Annotated in this window: 15 protein-coding genes, 2 tRNA genes, 1 rRNA gene and 1 pseudogene; 8 read left to right on the top strand and 11 right to left on the bottom strand. The window is 57.4% G+C overall.

The window, feature by feature from the left end:
- Positions 1 to 129: 129 nt before the first annotated feature.
- Positions 130 to 969 carry a MurR/RpiR family transcriptional regulator HpxU gene (gene hpxU / locus HP564_RS08515; RefSeq protein ID WP_371242059.1) on the bottom strand — a complete coding sequence of 280 codons (840 nt, stop codon included), beginning with the start codon at positions 967 to 969 and terminating at the stop codon, positions 130 to 132.
- A 136-nt stretch (positions 970 to 1,105) separates the two neighbouring features.
- On the opposite strand from hpxU, the gene HP564_RS08510 reads away from it, so the two are divergent.
- From HP564_RS08510 to hpxZ, 4 genes are read left to right on the top strand one after another with little or no spacing between them, the layout of a single operon-like run.
- Positions 1,106 to 2,692: a gamma-glutamyltransferase family protein gene (locus tag HP564_RS08510; protein WP_371242057.1), complete on the top strand. Its 1,587-nt coding sequence runs from the start codon at positions 1,106 to 1,108 to the stop codon at positions 2,690 to 2,692.
- A gap of 12 nt (positions 2,693 to 2,704) precedes the next feature.
- Positions 2,705 to 2,890 (top strand): oxalurate catabolism protein HpxX, encoded by a 186-nt coding sequence (hpxX, locus tag HP564_RS08505; RefSeq protein ID WP_371242054.1) that lies wholly within the window; start codon positions 2,705 to 2,707, stop codon positions 2,888 to 2,890.
- Positions 2,887 to 4,275, top strand: coding sequence for an AtzE family amidohydrolase (locus HP564_RS08500; protein WP_371242052.1), 1,389 nt, complete (start codon positions 2,887 to 2,889; stop codon positions 4,273 to 4,275). Before hpxX ends, HP564_RS08500 begins: the two co-directional genes overlap by 4 nt.
- Positions 4,262 to 4,645 (top strand): oxalurate catabolism protein HpxZ, encoded by a 384-nt coding sequence (hpxZ, locus tag HP564_RS08495; protein ID WP_371242051.1) that lies wholly within the window; start codon positions 4,262 to 4,264, stop codon positions 4,643 to 4,645. Before HP564_RS08500 ends, hpxZ begins: the two co-directional genes overlap by 14 nt.
- Here hpxZ and HP564_RS08490 read toward each other — a convergent pair.
- The 4 genes from HP564_RS08490 to HP564_RS08475 form a co-directional block, all read right to left on the bottom strand.
- Positions 4,642 to 5,388: an HPP family protein gene (locus HP564_RS08490; protein WP_371242049.1), complete on the bottom strand. Its 747-nt coding sequence runs from the start codon at positions 5,386 to 5,388 to the stop codon at positions 4,642 to 4,644. The two genes, hpxZ and HP564_RS08490, sit on opposite strands and share 4 nt — an antisense overlap.
- Before the next feature lie 137 nt (positions 5,389 to 5,525).
- A complete protein-coding gene (puuE, locus tag HP564_RS08485; RefSeq protein WP_371242047.1) occupies positions 5,526 to 6,482 on the bottom strand; it encodes an allantoinase PuuE in 957 nt (318 codons plus the stop codon).
- A gap of 34 nt (positions 6,483 to 6,516) precedes the next feature.
- Positions 6,517 to 7,248, bottom strand: coding sequence for an allantoin racemase (gene hpxA, locus HP564_RS08480; RefSeq protein ID WP_371242045.1), 732 nt, complete (start codon positions 7,246 to 7,248; stop codon positions 6,517 to 6,519).
- Positions 7,245 to 7,967, bottom strand: coding sequence for a GntR family transcriptional regulator (locus HP564_RS08475; RefSeq protein WP_371242043.1), 723 nt, complete (start codon positions 7,965 to 7,967; stop codon positions 7,245 to 7,247). Before HP564_RS08475 ends, hpxA begins: the two co-directional genes overlap by 4 nt.
- A gap of 144 nt (positions 7,968 to 8,111) precedes the next feature.
- On the opposite strand from HP564_RS08475, the gene HP564_RS08470 reads away from it, so the two are divergent.
- A complete protein-coding gene (locus HP564_RS08470; RefSeq protein WP_371242041.1) occupies positions 8,112 to 9,608 on the top strand; it encodes an NCS1 family nucleobase:cation symporter-1 in 1,497 nt (498 codons plus the stop codon).
- A gap of 53 nt (positions 9,609 to 9,661) precedes the next feature.
- Here the strand turns inward: HP564_RS08470 and HP564_RS08465 are convergent.
- Together HP564_RS08465 and dnaQ are read right to left on the bottom strand one after the other, a co-directional pair.
- Positions 9,662 to 9,738 (bottom strand) — tRNA-Asp (locus HP564_RS08465).
- A gap of 139 nt (positions 9,739 to 9,877) precedes the next feature.
- Complete coding sequence (dnaQ, locus tag HP564_RS08460) at positions 9,878 to 10,609, bottom strand: DNA polymerase III subunit epsilon (RefSeq protein WP_371242039.1); 732 nt, start codon at positions 10,607 to 10,609, stop codon at positions 9,878 to 9,880.
- Between dnaQ and rnhA the strand changes: the two are divergent.
- A pseudogene (gene rnhA, locus HP564_RS08455) lies at positions 10,563 to 11,131 on the top strand (ribonuclease HI). The gene dnaQ and the pseudogene rnhA sit on opposite strands and share 47 nt — an antisense overlap.
- On the opposite strand, the gene HP564_RS08450 reads toward rnhA, so the two are convergent.
- Positions 11,116 to 11,850, bottom strand: coding sequence for a class I SAM-dependent methyltransferase (locus HP564_RS08450; protein WP_371242037.1), 735 nt, complete (start codon positions 11,848 to 11,850; stop codon positions 11,116 to 11,118). The pseudogene rnhA and the gene HP564_RS08450 sit on opposite strands and share 16 nt — an antisense overlap.
- A gap of 41 nt (positions 11,851 to 11,891) precedes the next feature.
- Here HP564_RS08450 and gloB point away from each other — a divergent pair, with 41 nt between their 5' ends.
- Both gloB and mltD read left to right on the top strand, forming a co-directional pair.
- Positions 11,892 to 12,647 (top strand): hydroxyacylglutathione hydrolase, encoded by a 756-nt coding sequence (gloB, locus tag HP564_RS08445; protein ID WP_371242035.1) that lies wholly within the window; start codon positions 11,892 to 11,894, stop codon positions 12,645 to 12,647.
- 71 nt (positions 12,648 to 12,718) lie between these two features.
- The gene (gene mltD / locus HP564_RS08440; protein WP_371242033.1) at positions 12,719 to 14,098 is read left to right on the top strand and encodes a murein transglycosylase D; all 1,380 of its coding nucleotides are present in this window, start codon (positions 12,719 to 12,721) and stop codon (positions 14,096 to 14,098) included.
- 269 nt (positions 14,099 to 14,367) lie between these two features.
- Here mltD and HP564_RS08435 read toward each other — a convergent pair whose 3' ends face one another.
- From HP564_RS08435 to rrf, 3 genes are all read right to left on the bottom strand, one after another.
- Positions 14,368 to 15,159, bottom strand: coding sequence for an endonuclease/exonuclease/phosphatase family protein (locus tag HP564_RS08435; protein WP_371242031.1), 792 nt, complete (start codon positions 15,157 to 15,159; stop codon positions 14,368 to 14,370).
- Positions 15,160 to 15,325: 166 nt separating this feature from the next.
- Positions 15,326 to 15,402 (bottom strand) — tRNA-Asp (locus tag HP564_RS08430).
- 74 nt (positions 15,403 to 15,476) lie between these two features.
- Positions 15,477 to 15,592: ribosomal RNA gene (rrf, locus tag HP564_RS08425) — 5S ribosomal RNA — on the bottom strand.
- Positions 15,593 to 15,696 lie beyond the last annotated feature (104 nt).

The raw sequence follows: 15,696 nt of genomic DNA, 5'->3' as shown, positions 1-15,696 counted from the left end.
GCAACTAATGTGCCAACCCCTGCTGCGTTAAATCTCTCTGCCTGCCCGCTTATTTTTCGCTGAAAAGGCGGTTATTTACCGCCTGGAAGGAGGGGATCAAAATGAGGCAAAGCACCAAAATGGTGCTCTTTAACGGTGCTCCAGCTCGTCGAGCTGCTGGTAGAGATCGGCAATCTGATGAATGCGCTGGCGGCCCTGAGAGAGCATTTCGTGCAGCAGTGCGTTGGTCAGCAAATTAATCAGGCTCATCGCCGACGCGTAGCTGTCGAAGGCAGAGACGCTGTCGAGCGGCGCACAGAGCTGCCAGCGTGCCAGGCCGCTCACAGACTGCGCCTGCGGCTCGCACAGCGCCAGCAGTGGGATCTGACGCTGCTGGAACTGCTGCATCAGCGGGCGGATCAGGCGCGTGCGGCGACGAAATGCCATCATCACAACCATATCGTCCGGCGTAATATCGACCACTTCCTCCGCCAGCGTCTGGCCCGGCTGCGGCAAAATATGCACACTGGCGCGCGTCTGCAGCAGCTGCTGACGCAGGTGTAGCGCCAGCGGCCAGGAGTTACGCATGCCGATAATAAAAATGCGTTTAGCCTGCGTCAGCTGCTCTACCACCTCGCCAAACTGCCGGGTATCCAGGCTATTGACCCACTGCGTCAGGTTCGCCATCTCCTGCTTGTAGTGGCGCGCCAGCAGCGTATTGCCCTGTACCGCATCGCGGTTATCGGTCAGCGGCATGCCGCTCTGTCGCAGGGTACGCAGCTCGTCGCGCATATCCTTATATTTGTCATAGCCCAGCCGTCGGAACAGGCGGCTGACGGTCGCTTTCGATACGCCGCTGAGCCGCGCCAGCTCAGCGCTGTTGTAGCTGATCAGGTCGTCGAAGTGGTCAAAGACAAAATCCGCAATGCGCTGCTCCTGCGGTGAGAGCTGCGGGTAATGATTCCTGAGCCGTTCATCAAGCTGTTTCATGCGTTGTCCTGTAACTTTCGTTTCAGCAGAAGCTAGCACAATTCGATCCAGGTTACCGCTGCTGCGCTGCGCATCCGGGAAAACTGGAACGGCTCTTGCTTGGATCGCTGCTCTGTTCCCGATAAGAAGCGTAAATATGATTCAGAGTAATATGGCACCGCTGGGCATGGCGGTCGCACCGCATCACCTGGCGAGCGAGAGCGCACTGGCCGTGCTGCGCGACGGCGGTAACGCCATTGAGGCGATGGTTGCCGCAGCGGCCACGATTGCCGTGGTCTACCCCCATATGAACGGCCTTGGCGGTGATGGCTTCTGGTTGATACTGCCGCCAGGCGGCGATCCCATCGCCATTGACGCCAGCGGCGCAGCGGGTTCGCTGGCCCACCCCGACTTTTACCGCGGCGCGGCCGCTATTCCCCACCGTGGCCCGACCGCCGCATTAACGGTGGCCGGCACGGTAAGCGGCTGGCAGGAGGCGCTGACGCTTTCTGCCGAGCTGGGCGGTACACAGCTGCCGCTGCCGCGTCTGCTGCGCGACGCTATCCGCTACGCCGCAGACGGAATGCCGGTCACCGCATCCCAGGCTGCCGCGACTGCCGCCAAGCGCCAGGAGCTGGAGCAGCAGCCCGGCTTTGCCGCTACCTTTATGCCCGACGGTGAGCCACCGCGTGCGGGCAGCCGTTTTACCCAACCCGCCCTGGCGCAGACGCTCAGCGTGCTGAGCGAGCAGGGGCTCGACAGCTTTTACCGCGGCGAGCTGGCGCAGCATCTGGCGCGTGAGATGGCGACGCTGGGAATGCCGGTGACGCTGGCGGATCTCCAGCAGCAGCGCGCACGTCGCTGCACACCGCTGCATGTCGCACACAGCGAAGGCGATCTGTGGAACATGACGCCGCCGACGCAGGGCCTGGTTTCACTGGCGATCCTTGGTATTACCGATCGGCTTGATATGGCGCAGGCGGATGAGACGCAGACCGTGCACCGTATCGTTGAGGCAACGAAGAAAGCTTTTGATCTGCGCGACCGCCACATCACCGATCCGCGTCATATGGAGTGTGAAGCGCAGTCGCTGCTGACCGATGACTATTTTGCCACCCTGGCCAGCCAGATTAGCGACGCCAGTGCCGCGCCCTGGGGAACCGGACGCGGCCCTGGCGATACGGTGTGGATGGGGGTGATCGACAGCAGCGGTCTTGCGGTCTCTTTTATTCAAAGCATCTATCACGAGTTTGGCAGCGGCGTGGTGATCCCCGGTACCGGCATCACCTGGCAGAATCGCGGCGCGGCTTTTAGCCTCGACCCCGCGCACCTGCTGGCACTCTCGCCAGGCAAGCAGCCGTTTCACACGCTTAACCCCGCCGCCGCGCGCCTGAAGGATGGCCGCACGCTGATTTACGGCGCAATGGGAGGCGACGGCCAGCCGCAAACCCAGGCAACCCTTTTCACCCGCCATGTTATTCAGGGCATGCCGCTTCAGCAGGCGATTAGCGCGCCGCGCTGGCTGCTGGGACGCACCTGGGGCCAGACGTCCGACTCGCTAAAACTCGAGGGCCGCTTTGCGCCAGAAACCGTTGAGCGGCTGCGGCAGCTGGGACATGAGGTAGAGCTGCTGGCTGATTACAGCGAGGCGGTTGGCCATGCGGGCGCGATTGTGCGCCATAGCAACGGCATGCTGGAAGGCGCATGCGATCCGCGCAGCAACGGCAGCGCCAGTGGATTCTGACAGGAGCAAAATATGAATCAGACAACAGAGTGGACCCTTTACCTTAGCCAGATGGAGCGCATTCTGGCGCTGGAACTGGACGACGCGCGCCGCGCCGAGCTGGTCATTCAGCTGGCGCGCATTGCTGCCCTTGCCGAACCGCTGATGGCGTTTCCGCTCGACGATCGGCTGGAAGTGGCGGGAGTGTTTCATCCATGACGATCGGCGACCTTTCTATCCAGGCGTTGCAGCAGGCCATTCAGTGCGGTGATATCAGCGCACGCGAAGTGGCGCAGTGGACGTTACAGGGCATTGAGCAGCAGAGCGCGCTGAATGCCTGGACCGACATGACCGCCGACCGCATGCTGCGCGAGGCCGATGCGGTGGACAGCCGTCAGCAACGCGGAGAAAGCCTGCCGCCGCTGGCGGGGATCCCGTATGCAGTAAAGAATCTGTTTGACGTTGCGGGCCATACCACACTGGCCGGGGCTGCGCTGTTTCAGGATCGCCCCGCCGCGGAGCAGGATGCCTGGGCGGTAAATCGCCTGAAACGCGCGGGTGCACTGCTTTCCGGCATGCTGAATATGGATGCCTATGCCTACGGCTTTACTACCGAGAACACCCATTTTGGCGCGACGCGTAACCCTCACGATCGATCACGGGTAGCCGGGGGCTCTTCCGGTGGCTCTGCCGCCGCCGTTGCGGCCGGGCTGGTGCACTTCTCGCTCGGCACCGACACCAACGGGTCAATTCGCGTGCCCGCCTCGCTGTGCGGCATCTTCGGCCTGAAGCCGACGTTTGGACGTTTGTCACGCAGCGGCAGCCACCCCTTTGTTGCCAGCCTTGATCATATTGGCCCCTTTGCGCGACGCGTTGACGATCTGGCGCTGGTTTATGACGTGCTGCAAGGGCAGGACAAACATGACGCCTTTCAGGCCAACCGCCCTGCCGAGCCGACCCTGGTCGGGCTGGCGGAAACGGGGCAGCGCTGTGCCGTGCTGGGCGGTTTTTTTTCAACCTGGTGTGACGATGATGCGCGGAGCGCGCTGGCGCGGGTCGCCCGTGCGCTCAATATTCAGGATGAGGTGACGCTGCCGGAGGCCGAACTGGCGCGCTCGGCCGCCTTTATCATGACCGCCAGCGAGGGCGGGAACCATTACCTGCCTGCGCTACGCGCTTCACCGGCGCGTTTTGAACCCGCCTCGCGCGAGCGGCTGCTGGCGGGCGCCATGCTGCCTGCGGCCTGGTACGTGCAGGCACAGCGCTTCCGTCGTCACTTCCAGCAGCAGGTACTGCCGCTGTTTGAGCACTTCGATGTTCTGATTGCGCCAGCCACTCCCTGTACGGCCCCCCGCATTGGCCAGGAGACCATCCATATTAACGGCACAGATCTGCCGTCACGCGCCAGTATGGGCATGCTGACGCAGCCAATTTCGTTCCTTGGCCTGCCGGTGTGCAGCGTACCGCTGGCAACAGCAGGCGGTCTGCCGATAGGACTGCAGCTGATTGCCGCCCCCTTTAACGAAGCTGCCGTGCTGCGCGTTGCTTTTGCGCTGGAGCAGCAGGGTATTACCTGTCTGGATAATCTGAATGGAAAACCGTGAAATTAATTTGCCGCACGTTGTGGCAGAGGTCACCGCCGCCTTTTACCGCTACGAGCAGGCGCTGGTGAGTAATGATATCGACACGCTGGATGCGCTCTTCTGGCACGATGCCCGCACCGTCAGGCTCGGTGCGGGAGAAAATCTGTATGGCATTGAGCAAATCCGTGCCTTCCGCGCTCAGCGTCCCTCTGCCGGGCTGGCGCGCACGCTGCGCAATAGCGTTATTACCACCTTCGGTGAAGATTACGCCGTATGCAGTACGGAGTTTACCCGTGAAGGCACGGAGAAAATCGGACGGCAGCAGCAGAGCTGGGTCAGGCTGCCGGAGGGCTGGCGCATCGTTGCCGCGCAGGTGAGCCTGATGAGCTAACTGGCACGCCGCAGAGGCGGCAACAGCGCCCTCTGGCGGGCCAGCGCAATCTCCTCTGCACGCTTAAGCAGTTGCTGAAGATCGTCTTCATCCACATCCAGCAGCTGCCCCTCCTCCAGCGCCTGATGCAAATCGTCCCGTGTGATCGGCACATCCAGTACGACCGGCTGGGGCTTTGTTTCGGCGGCGGCCAGCGGATGCGGATAACGGCGGCCCGCCAGATTATTGAAGATGACAGCCAGCAGCGCCAGACAGACGGAGTTAAGCAGTACCGGCGTCAGAACATAGTGGTAGCCCAGTTGATGGACGCTGCTGCCGCCCAGGATGGCCGTCAGCGCCACCGCACCGCTGGGCGGATGCAGGCAGCGCAGCCGGAACATCACGGCAATCGCCACACTCGCTGCGACGCCGCAGGCCAGCGGAGCATACGGGATCAGGATGGCCGCGGTCACGCCCGTCACTCCTGCGACCACATTGCCCCCCACAATTGACCAGGGCTGCGCCAGCGGACTGTTTGGCAGGCCAAACAGTAAAACGGCCGACGCCCCCATTGGCGCGATAAACCAGAGGTTGAGCTGGCCCAGCAGCCAGTGACTCATCAGGCTGGTGATCGTCAGGCCCAGGCCGGCACCCAGACTGGCGATAACAATCTGTTTTTTAGCGACCGGTAGTGGATGCGGCCAGAGACGGGCAAGCAGCGTGCGAAGCGTTTGAGTCCACTTCGCCTGATGGGGTTCAGTCATGATTACAGCGCTCATTCATCAGAAAACATGAGGGGAGCGGCGATTCTCGCTGATTGTGCAGACGGTAACAACCACAGCTTTTTCAGGCTTTTTTGGCGCAATGGCACGGCTGACGGCGCAGCCGTGCCTGACCATTATCAGGGTTGCGGGGCAGGATGTGTCGCCATCCAGTGATCGGCAATTTGCTGGCGCGTACAGATCCAGACGTCACTGTGCTGCTGAATATGGTCGAGAAAATTCTGAAGTGCTTTGAATTTGCCTGGCCGTCCCAGCAGACGACAGTGCATCCCAACCGACATCATTTTAGGCTGGGTTTCTCCCTCTTCATACAGCACATCAAAAGTATCACGCAGGTAGGTGAAGAACTGCTCAGCGGTGTTAAAACCCTGTGGCGTGGCGAAGCGCATATCGTTGCACTCCAGCGTATAGGGAATGATCAGATGCGGTTTCACCGTGCCGTCCTGACAGGTGACCTGCGTCCAGAACGGCAGATCGTCACCGTAATAGTCGCTGTCGTAGGTCAGGCCACCCTGCTCTACCACCAGCCGCCGCGTGTTAGGGCTGTCGCGTCCGGTGTACCAGCCGGTTGGTGCTTTGCCAAACAGGTCAGTTAATACGTCAATCGCCTGATGCATATGCTGACGCTCGGTTTTGGCGTCCATTGCCTGATAGTGGATCCAGCGCCAGCCGTGGCTGACCACATCATAGTCGGCCTGCTTGATCGCCGCGACAATCTCGGGATGACGCGCCAGCGCCATTGCCACACCAAATATGGTCAGCGGCAGCCCGCGTTTCTGAAATTCACGGTGGATGCGCCAGAACCCGGCGCGCGAGCCATATTCATAGAGCGAATCCATCGACATGTGGCGATCGGGATAGCTGGCCGCGCCGATGATATCGGAGAGAAACTGCTCGGATCCAGCGTCGCCGTGCAGCACGTTGTTCTCCGCGCCCTCCTCATAGTTGAGGACAAACTGTACTGCCACGCGCGCCTTGTTCGGCCAGGCGGCATGCGGCGGTGTTTCGCCGTAGCCGATCAAATCGCGCGGATAGTTTTTGTTGAAGCTGTACTCTTTCTTCTCTGCACTATCCATTAAGTGATTCCTGTGTAATAACGACAAGGTTCCGTTAGTTTAGATGCTGAAACGCGCCTGAGAGAGGTTTGGCCATCGGCAGGGCAAGATCGCCATGCTTGCTGGTGCCCAGGCCAAGCGCCACCAGCGACTCCACCATTTTCACTGCCGCGCTAACGCCGTCGATCACCGGCATACCCAGCTCCAGCGTCAGTTCACGCGCCAGCGCTGCCATGCCGCCGCAGCCCAGCACAATTGCCCCACAGCCATCTTCCCGCTTCGCCTGCAAACAGCGTTGACGTACTTTTTCCTGTGCAACGCCGCTGCCATCCTCCAGCGCCAGCACCGGCAGATCGATAGCGTGCAGCGCAGCGCAGTGATGGGTAAAGCCATACTGCTGCAGCAGATGGCGCGCAATCACCAGCGTGCGCGGGAGCGTTGTGACCACCGAAAAGCGCGTTGCCACCAGCGTGGCGGTATGCATTGCGGCTTCGGCGATGCCAATTACCGGGCCGCTGGCCAGCTCGCGCGCCGCCAGCAGGCCAGGATCGCCAAAGCAGGCGATAACATGGCCGCTGACCCCCTGCTCCCGGCCCAGTTTGACCTGCTCCAGCACGCCGATTGCCGCTATTGCCTCATCAAAATGCCCTTCGATTGAGGGCACACCGTGCGCTGGCGACACCGCACTAATCTCTGTGCCCGGCGCAGCCACCGCGCGTGCAGCGGCACCGATGGTTTCCGTCATCGCCAGGCAGGTATTGGGATTGATGACCTGGATCAGGCTCATGGTGTCACCTCTTTATGACGGGCAAATAAACGTGAAAAGTCCGGCAGCGTTTCGCCGCTGCGCTCGAAGTGCAGGCTGGAGAGAATATGGTCGAAGTGATGCTGAAGCGCGTTAGTCAGTGCGGCAAGATCGCCGCTGCGCAGATGGTCAACCAGACGATCGTGATCGTCACAGCGGCAGCCCTGTTGCCAGGGAGCACCGTAGGCCGCGATCACCAGCGACGAGCGCTGGGCCAGGCGCGTGACCAGCTCGGTCAAAACCTGGTTACCCGCGATCGCCTGTAATTCGATATGAAAGGCGGCAGAGAGACGGATCGCCGCCGCGCCGTCGCGATCCTCATGCGCCGCCTGCTCCTGGTCAATACGCCGCGTCAGGCCTGCCAGGTGGGGCGGCTGAACATGCGCCAGCACCGCAGGCAGATTGGCGCACTCGATCAGCGCGCGCGTGCGAAAGATATCGCGTGCCTCGTCGACGCCAGGCGTGGTGACCTGTGCACCACGCCTGGGCAGCAGCGTGACCATCTGCACTGCCGCAAGGCGCTGGAGTACCTTGCGGATCCCGGTGCGGCTGACGCCAAATACCTCAGCCAGCGCCTCTTCCGGCAATTTGCTGCCGGGCGGCAGCTGGTGTTCGACAATGGCGTTCATCAACGCCTGATAGATAGGTTCGTCTTTATCCGTGAGATCGGCGGCCGTGCTCTGGCCCGGTTGAGTTCTCATGTCTGGCTCCCTTGAGTCGCTGCATCTCCACATCGTATACGTGAAAATAATTTTTTGTATACAAGATTTCCATTCTGGCCTGGATCCTGCAACACCCTCTTATGTTACGAAGACCCTTAAACGTCGTTATGAGGAGCAGGTTTCATGCCAAACCCAAAAAACCCGTCAGCCGCATCGGCCGCTGATGCCCGCGCATACTACAGTCCGCGGCTGACTAACGAAGATCTGGCCCCAACGCGCCAGCAGAACTGGACCTGGTACAATATCTTTTCGTTCTGGATGTCCGATGTACACAGCATGGGCGGATATGTCGTCGCCGCCAGTTTCTTTACGCTTGGTCTGGCGAGCTGGCAGGTGCTGATTTGTCTGCTGGCCGGTATCTGTATCGTTCAGCTTTGCGCTAACCTGGTGGCGAAGCCAAGCCAGATGGCGGGCGTGCCTTATGCGGTCATCTGCCGCCAGGCATTTGGCGTCTTCGGCGCCAATATCCCTGCTGTGATTCGCGGGTTAATCGCCTTCGCCTGGTATGGCATTCAGACCTATCTCGCAGCCAATGCGCTGATGCTGGTGCTGCTGAAATTCTTTCCGTCGCTGACGTCAATGACTCACACCAGCTGGCTGGGCCTGTCGCTGCTTGGCTGGTGCTGCTTCGGCGTCATGTGGCTGTTACAGGCGATGGTCTTCTGGCATGGGATGAGCGCCATTAAGCGCTTTATTGATGTGGCGGGACCGGCAGTCTATGTGGTGATGGTGGCGCTGGCAGGCTGGATTGTATACAAAACTGGCTTCGACGGTATCTCTTTTACCCTGGCGAGCAAGTCGTTAACCGCAGGCGAACAGAGCTGGCAGATGATTACGGCGACCGCGCTGGTGGTCTCCTACTTTTCTGGTCCCCTGCTTAACTTTGGCGACTTTTCACGCTATGGCAAAAACATGGGTGAAATCCGCCGCGGCAATCGCTGGGGACTGCCCTTTAACTTTTTGCTGTTCTCCGTGGTGACCGTGGTGATTGTCTCCGGTACGCAGTCGCTGTTTGGTAAAATGATCACCGATCCTATCGAAACTGTCAGCATGGTTGGCAACGATCTGGCGGTGGCAATTGGGCTGTTGACGATGATTACGGCCACTATCGGCATCAATATCGTGGCGAATTTCGTTTCGCCCGCCTTCGATTTTTCCAACTGCTCACCGCAGAAAATCAGCTTTCGGACCGGCGGCATGATCGCCGCAGTCGGTTCAGTACTGCTGACGCCGTGGAATCTGTTCCAGTCGCCCGAGCTAATCCACTATACGTTGGACGTGCTGGGGGCGTTTATTGGGCCGCTGTTCGGCATTCTGCTGGCCGATTTCTACCTGATTAAACGCAGCCGCGTTCACGTTGATGACCTGTTTGACGCAACGCCAAAAGGCCGCTACTGGTATCGCGGCGGATTCAATCCCAAAGCCATTGCCGCCCTGCTCCCTTCAGTGGCTATCGGCCTGGTAATAAGTTTTGTGCCGTCGCTGCACGAGGTTGCCAGCTTTAGCTGGTTTATCGGTGCGGCGCTGGGCGGCGGATGCTACCGCTATCTGGCACGCCATGAGCGCGAGGCGGGTGAGACGAAGCCGTTCGCAGGCGATATTGCCATGCAGGAGAAGTAAAAAGCAGAAAAGCAAAAGGCCGATTCATTGCTGAATCGGCCTTTCTGAAGAGTTGGCGGTGCGGACGGGACTCGAACCCGCGACCCCCGGCGTGACAGGCCGGTATTCTAACCGACTGAACTACCGCACCGCGCTGTGTTCCCCGTCGGGAACGAGGCGCATATTAATGGCCCCTCTGAACCTCGTCAACGCTTTTTAGCTTCAGGCTGCGCGTTTGCTGTTTTTTTACGCTTGCTGTTGATTTAAAGCGCAAAACAGTGCGATTTGGCTCAGCCGCGCCACAGGCAGCTTCCCCCTTTTTTCATCACCAGATCGAGGCGTGATTCATGCGCCATGACTTCTTCATCCGATGCCGCCACCACACGCAGCGCTGAAGCAGGACGGGCAATACGCTGGATCGTCTCGCCCTCCGTCTGCCGGTTATTCTCACCCTCCAGCGAAAAGGCCAGCGACGTCTGGCCGCCCGTCATCGCCAGAAAGACTTCCGCCAGGATTTCGGAGTCAAGCAGTGCGCCGTGCAGGGTTCGTTTGCTGTTATCGATTTCATAGCGCGAGCAGAGCGCATCCAGGCTATTACGCTTGCCCGGAAACATCTTGCGCGCCATTGCCAGGCTGTCGGTCACGCGGCAGAAGGTTTCTGTTTTCTCAATGCCGCGTTGCAGCATAGCGAATTCATAGTCCATAAAGCCGATATCAAACGGAGCATTATGGATCACCAGTTCAGCACCGCGAATGTAGTCAAGGAACTCATCCGCAACCTCAGCAAAGGTTGGCTTGTCGGCAAGGAACTCATCCGCAATACCGTGGACGTTGAACGCTTCCGGATCCACCAGCCGGTCGGGCCGCAGATAGACATGGAAGTTGTTGCCGGTCAGGCGACGGTTCACGACCTCAACCGCACCGATTTCAATGATGCGGTGACCTTCGTAATGCACACCGATCATATTCATGCCGGTGGTTTCAGTATCGAGAACGATCTGGCGGTTATTTGCAGTGCTCATAGGATTCGTTTTGTGTCAGACTTGGCGTTTTTATCAGAAGGGAGTCTACCAGAGATGCGCAAGCAGGTAGAAATATTCACCGATGGATCCTGCCTTGGCAATCCCGGTCCCGGCGGCTACGGAGCAATTTTGCGCTATGGCAAGCACGAAAAACTGTTTAGCGCAGGCTATCGGCTCACCACCAATAATCGTATGGAGCTGATGGCGGCGATTGTTGCCCTTGAAGCGCTGAAAGAGCCGTGCCATGTGGTGCTGAGTACCGACAGCCAGTATGTGCGCCAGGGGATTACCAGCTGGATCCATAACTGGAAAAAACGCGGCTGGAAAACAGCCGAGAAAAAGCCGGTAAAGAATGTTGACCTGTGGCAGCGGCTCGATAGCGCCCTGGCAAGTCATGAGATCCAGTGGGAATGGGTTAAAGGCCACGCAGGCCATCCGGAAAATGAACGCTGCGATGAACTGGCACGCAGCGCGGCACAGCGTCCTCAGTCAGACGATATCGGTTATCAGGTTGAGTCTTGATCTCTGGTGGCGCGGAACTGCCGCGTGGCATTGACCGCCGGGCGTAGCTGCGCCTGGGCCAGTGATTTTTTCGCCTTTGTTGGCGTTAGCGGAAAAGTGCGTTTGCGTGCAATAACAATGTTCAGACAGCCCAGCGCCGGCAGGTGCGCGCTGATCACTTTACCGCCCTGCTGATGCCAGGGCACCACCTGAAATCGCGTGCGATAAACCACTTCATAATTAAGCAGGTTCAGCCAGTCGAGCAGCCGCATCTGGCTGAACATCCTGCTGCTCCACGGCGCTTTACGCTGAATGCCCGGCAGCATTTTGCTGATACCCAACAGCGAAAACGGGTTAAAACCGCTGATAATCATCCAGCCATCGTCAATCAAAACGCGATCGACTTCGCGCAACACCCGATGCGGATCCTGGCTCCATGCCAGCGTGTGCGCCATCAGGACAGCATCGACAGATTTTGATTCGAACGGTAGCTGCGTAGGTCTGGCCAGGACCTGTAACAGCTCACCTTCACTGCCTACATTTACCTGATGTGAAATAGCGCAGTTCTCGGTGTTGATTTCTGCACTAAGGTTGCCAATCTTAAGCATATGAAAGCCATAGAGCTTTCCAAGGTAAGGCTGTAGCTGCTGAGTCAGCGCATCGCGAAAATAATTCCCCCACGGCATATCGCGCCATGAGTGCGGCGCGGTCAGAATCTGGCGTGTTTTAGCGGGCTTCATGCTTTACCATCTTCCTTTTCTAACGACCTCGAGAGGTGATAATGAATCTTACCAGCATTCCCGCATTGCAGGATAATTACATCTGGGCACTGAATGATGACGCTGGCAACTGCCTGATTGTTGACCCGGGCGAAGCACAACCGGCGCTGGAAAAGATCTATGCAAACGGCTGGAAACCCGTCGCGATCCTGTTGACGCACCATCATCGCGACCACGTCGGTGGCGTGCCAGCGCTACTGGAGAAATTTCCTGACCTTCCGGTTTACGGTCCACAGGAAACTGAAGATAAAGGAGCCACGGTTATTGTCAGTCAGGGAGATACGGTTTCACTTTTGGGACTGGATTTTGCCGTCCTGCATACCCCCGGGCACACTTTAGGACATATCTCATATTACAGTGCGCCTTATCTTTTTTGTGGCGATACGATGTTTTCAGGGGGTTGTGGACGTCTCTTTGAAGGTACAGCTGAACAGATGTACGAATCTTTTCAGAAGCTTGACCAGCTACCCGGTGACACCCTGGTTTGTTGCGCCCATGAATACACTTTATCCAATTTAAAGTTTGCTGCGGCTATTCTTCCTCATGACCCGCAAATTATGGCCGAATATCTTAAAATTAAAGACTTACGTGCCAAAAACAGCATTACTCTACCCACAAAACTTGCGCACGAACGGCAAATAAATTTATTTCTTCGTACGCAAGATCCTGATTTTAAAAGAGCATTAAACTCAGATTTATCTCCAGAGCACGTATGGGACACTTTCGCGCTTTTACGTAAGAAGAAAGACCATTTTTGATCTTATGGGTTGTGTTGTTCCGGGGTGTCACGTATAGTTGCTCGTCTTTTAAGCGAACTATTGACACACACATGAAGGCTAAAGCGATATTACTCGCCTCGGTCTTGCTGGTGGGATGTCAGGCATCACGGAATGACGCCAATATCCCCGAACAGCATGCCCAGAGTTTGTCTTCAGCTGGTCAAGGTGAAAATGGAAAGTACGGTGATCGAATGTTATCGCCGCGATGGCAGGAAGATGGAACTGGCCTCGCAGAAGATACCGATCTCTGGAGTTTCATTAGTGACGAGTTGAAGATGGGGATCCCGGAAAACAGCCGGATCCGCGAACAGAAACAGAAGTACCTGAGAAATAAGAGCTATCTCCACGATGTAACATTACGGGCAGAGCCGTACATGTACTGGATAGTCGAGCAGATACATAAACGTAAGATGCCGATGGAACTGGTACTGCTACCCATAGTGGAGAGCGCTTTTGACCCACACGCAACTTCATCCGCCAATGCCGCTGGTATCTGGCAGATAATTGCAACAACGGGCAAAAACTATGGTTTGAAACAAAACCAGTGGTATGACGGCCGTCGCGATGTGGTGGCCTCGACCAAAGTTGCGCTGGATATGATGCAACGTCTGAACAAGATGTTTGACGGCGACTGGTTACTGACCGTTGCTGCTTATAACAGCGGTGAAGGACGCGTGCTGAAGGCGATCAAACAGAATAAGGCCCGCGGTAAGCCGACCGATTTCTGGAATTTGTCGCTGCCCCGCGAAACCACGGTTTACGTACCCAAGATGTTGGCCCTGAGCGAGCTGCTTAAGAACAACAAGCGTTACGGTATTAAACTGCCTACGCCTGACGAGAGCCGCGCACTGGCACGTGTGGAAGTGGGCCAGCAGATGCAGTTGACGCAGGCTGCGGAAATGGCAGGTATGTCGCTCAGCAAGCTCAAGAGCTTTAATACCGGCTATAAAAAAGGTGCGACTGCGCCCAACGGACCCCAGTACATTTTAGTACCAAAGTCCCACGTCGCGAAGCTACGCAACTCGCTGGCTTCTGGTGACATTGCAGCAGTGCAGCCGACTCAGCTGGCGAAAGCCAGTTCGTCAGGCAGCAGCTACAAAGTACGTCGCGGCGATACCCTGTCAGGTATTGCCAGCAAATTAGGCGTAAGCGTTGCCATGCTGAAGCAGAAGAACGATCTGCAAGGTGCCAGTATCCGTCCCGGTCAGACGCTGACCGTTGACAACAGCGGCACAAGCCTGGCTGATAATAGCAACAGCATCACCTATCGCGTGCGTAAAGGTGATTCTCTTGCCAGTATTGCACGCCGCCATGGTGTCGATATCAAAGATGTGATGCGATGGAATACGGTCCTGAGCAGCACAAAGGATATCCAGCCCGGCGACAGGTTAACGCTTTACGTTGATAATAATGCATCACCCAATACCTGATGCGTCGAAAAGGCCAACAAATGTTGGCCTTTTTCATTTCTGCTCATCCTTCCGGCAGTTTTCCCGTTTTTTTCTGTTTATTACGTAATCTGACTGGTGTGCGGAATCGCTGCCAGGTACATCATGGCGCGCGCGGCGGTGGGAAGAAGAAAGTAAGCGCTATACAGAATGTCAGAGCGGTTCAGGCGGCAAGCAAATGCTGACTCTAATCCTGCGGATTTATCACGCTTCACTGCGTATGAAGAAAACAGCGTGCGATAGCCTTACTGTCAGCGTGCGGCATTAAACTCAACCAGTAAGGGATTATGGTCCGAAGCGCGCGTAACCAGTACAGATGCCTTACTGACGTTCATGTCACGATAGAAAACAAAATCGAGCGGGCGGCCAAAGGCTTTACGTCGATGATCGTCTGTAAACCTCACCTCTTTCAACGCCATTTCTCTCGCAAAGCGATAAAGAGCATGGATGCGCTGACGGCTCCACGCATTGAAATCACCCGCCATGATAACCGGCCCCTTATGGTGCAGGATCTGCTCACCGATTGGTCCCAGCTGTTTACTGTATACGTCGATGCCGAGGCTGAAATTGATGGCGTGAATATTGACGACCATCAGCATTTCGCCGGTAGGCAGCGGATAGGCAGTGACCAGTGCAGATTTAGCCAGCCGCAGTAACGGCTCTCGCTCTCGCAACGGGCAACAGTAGACGGGATGCGCCGATGCCAGCGTCATGACCCCAGAAGGGTGCTGTGGCAGTACAAAAGCGGGCACCTGATCGGCAGCGAGATAGTTACTGGTAGCGAACTGAATCAGTTCTGGCGTGGTCTGAGCTTCCTGTAGCAGAACGAGGTGCGCATCTTTGCCGAAGCCCTGTAGCACTGACATCCAGTCAGCGCGCTGCTGTTTGAAGATGTTCCACACCAGGACCTTTACATTTGCATCAGGCGTCAGCGGTGCGCCAGGAGGAAGCGCCTGGCCAAGATGTAGCATGGCTCGGGGAGGAAAGATCTGCTCAACAGGCTGTCCTGCGATATATCGCATTGCATAGGTTTTTTTTTGCACGTTATTGCCCAATTCCTTCCATATCCGTTGCACCTGTCTGTTATAGGGATTTTAGACCGGGGTTTCAATCGGTGTACTCAATTGTCGGAATCATCGCGTGCTGATACGCACTTTTTGCAGGCAAAAGAAAAAGCCCTGACTTTTCAGTCAGGGCTTATCGATAGGGTGGCGGTGCGGACGGGACTCGAACCCGCGACCCCCGGCGTGACAGGCCGGTATTCTAACCGACTGAACTACCGCACCACCGAATACTGCTGCTACCAGCGGGGTCTCGCTGATAACCGGTGTCGCCCTCGCGGGCTGATACCAAATTGGATGCCTGGCAGTTCCCTACTCTCGCATGGGGAGGCCCCACACTACCATCGGCGCTACGGCGTTTCACTTCTGAGTTCGGCATGGGGTCAGGTGGGACCGCCGCGCTAGTGCCGCCAGGCAAATTCTGTCTTCCGCGCCGCCCGCAGGCCGCGCAGATATGTCCGTCACAAGCTGAAAATCCCGCGTCTCACAAAACGCCTCTGGCGTTGTAAGGTTAAGCCT

It is taken from the genome of Pantoea sp. KPR_PJ (assembly GCF_041386365.1).
In the GTDB taxonomy this organism is placed as follows: Bacteria; Pseudomonadota; Gammaproteobacteria; order Enterobacterales; family Enterobacteriaceae; genus Pantoea.
The sequence above is the reverse complement of the archived record's forward strand: the minus strand, read 5'-3'. Positions and strand labels throughout refer to the sequence as shown.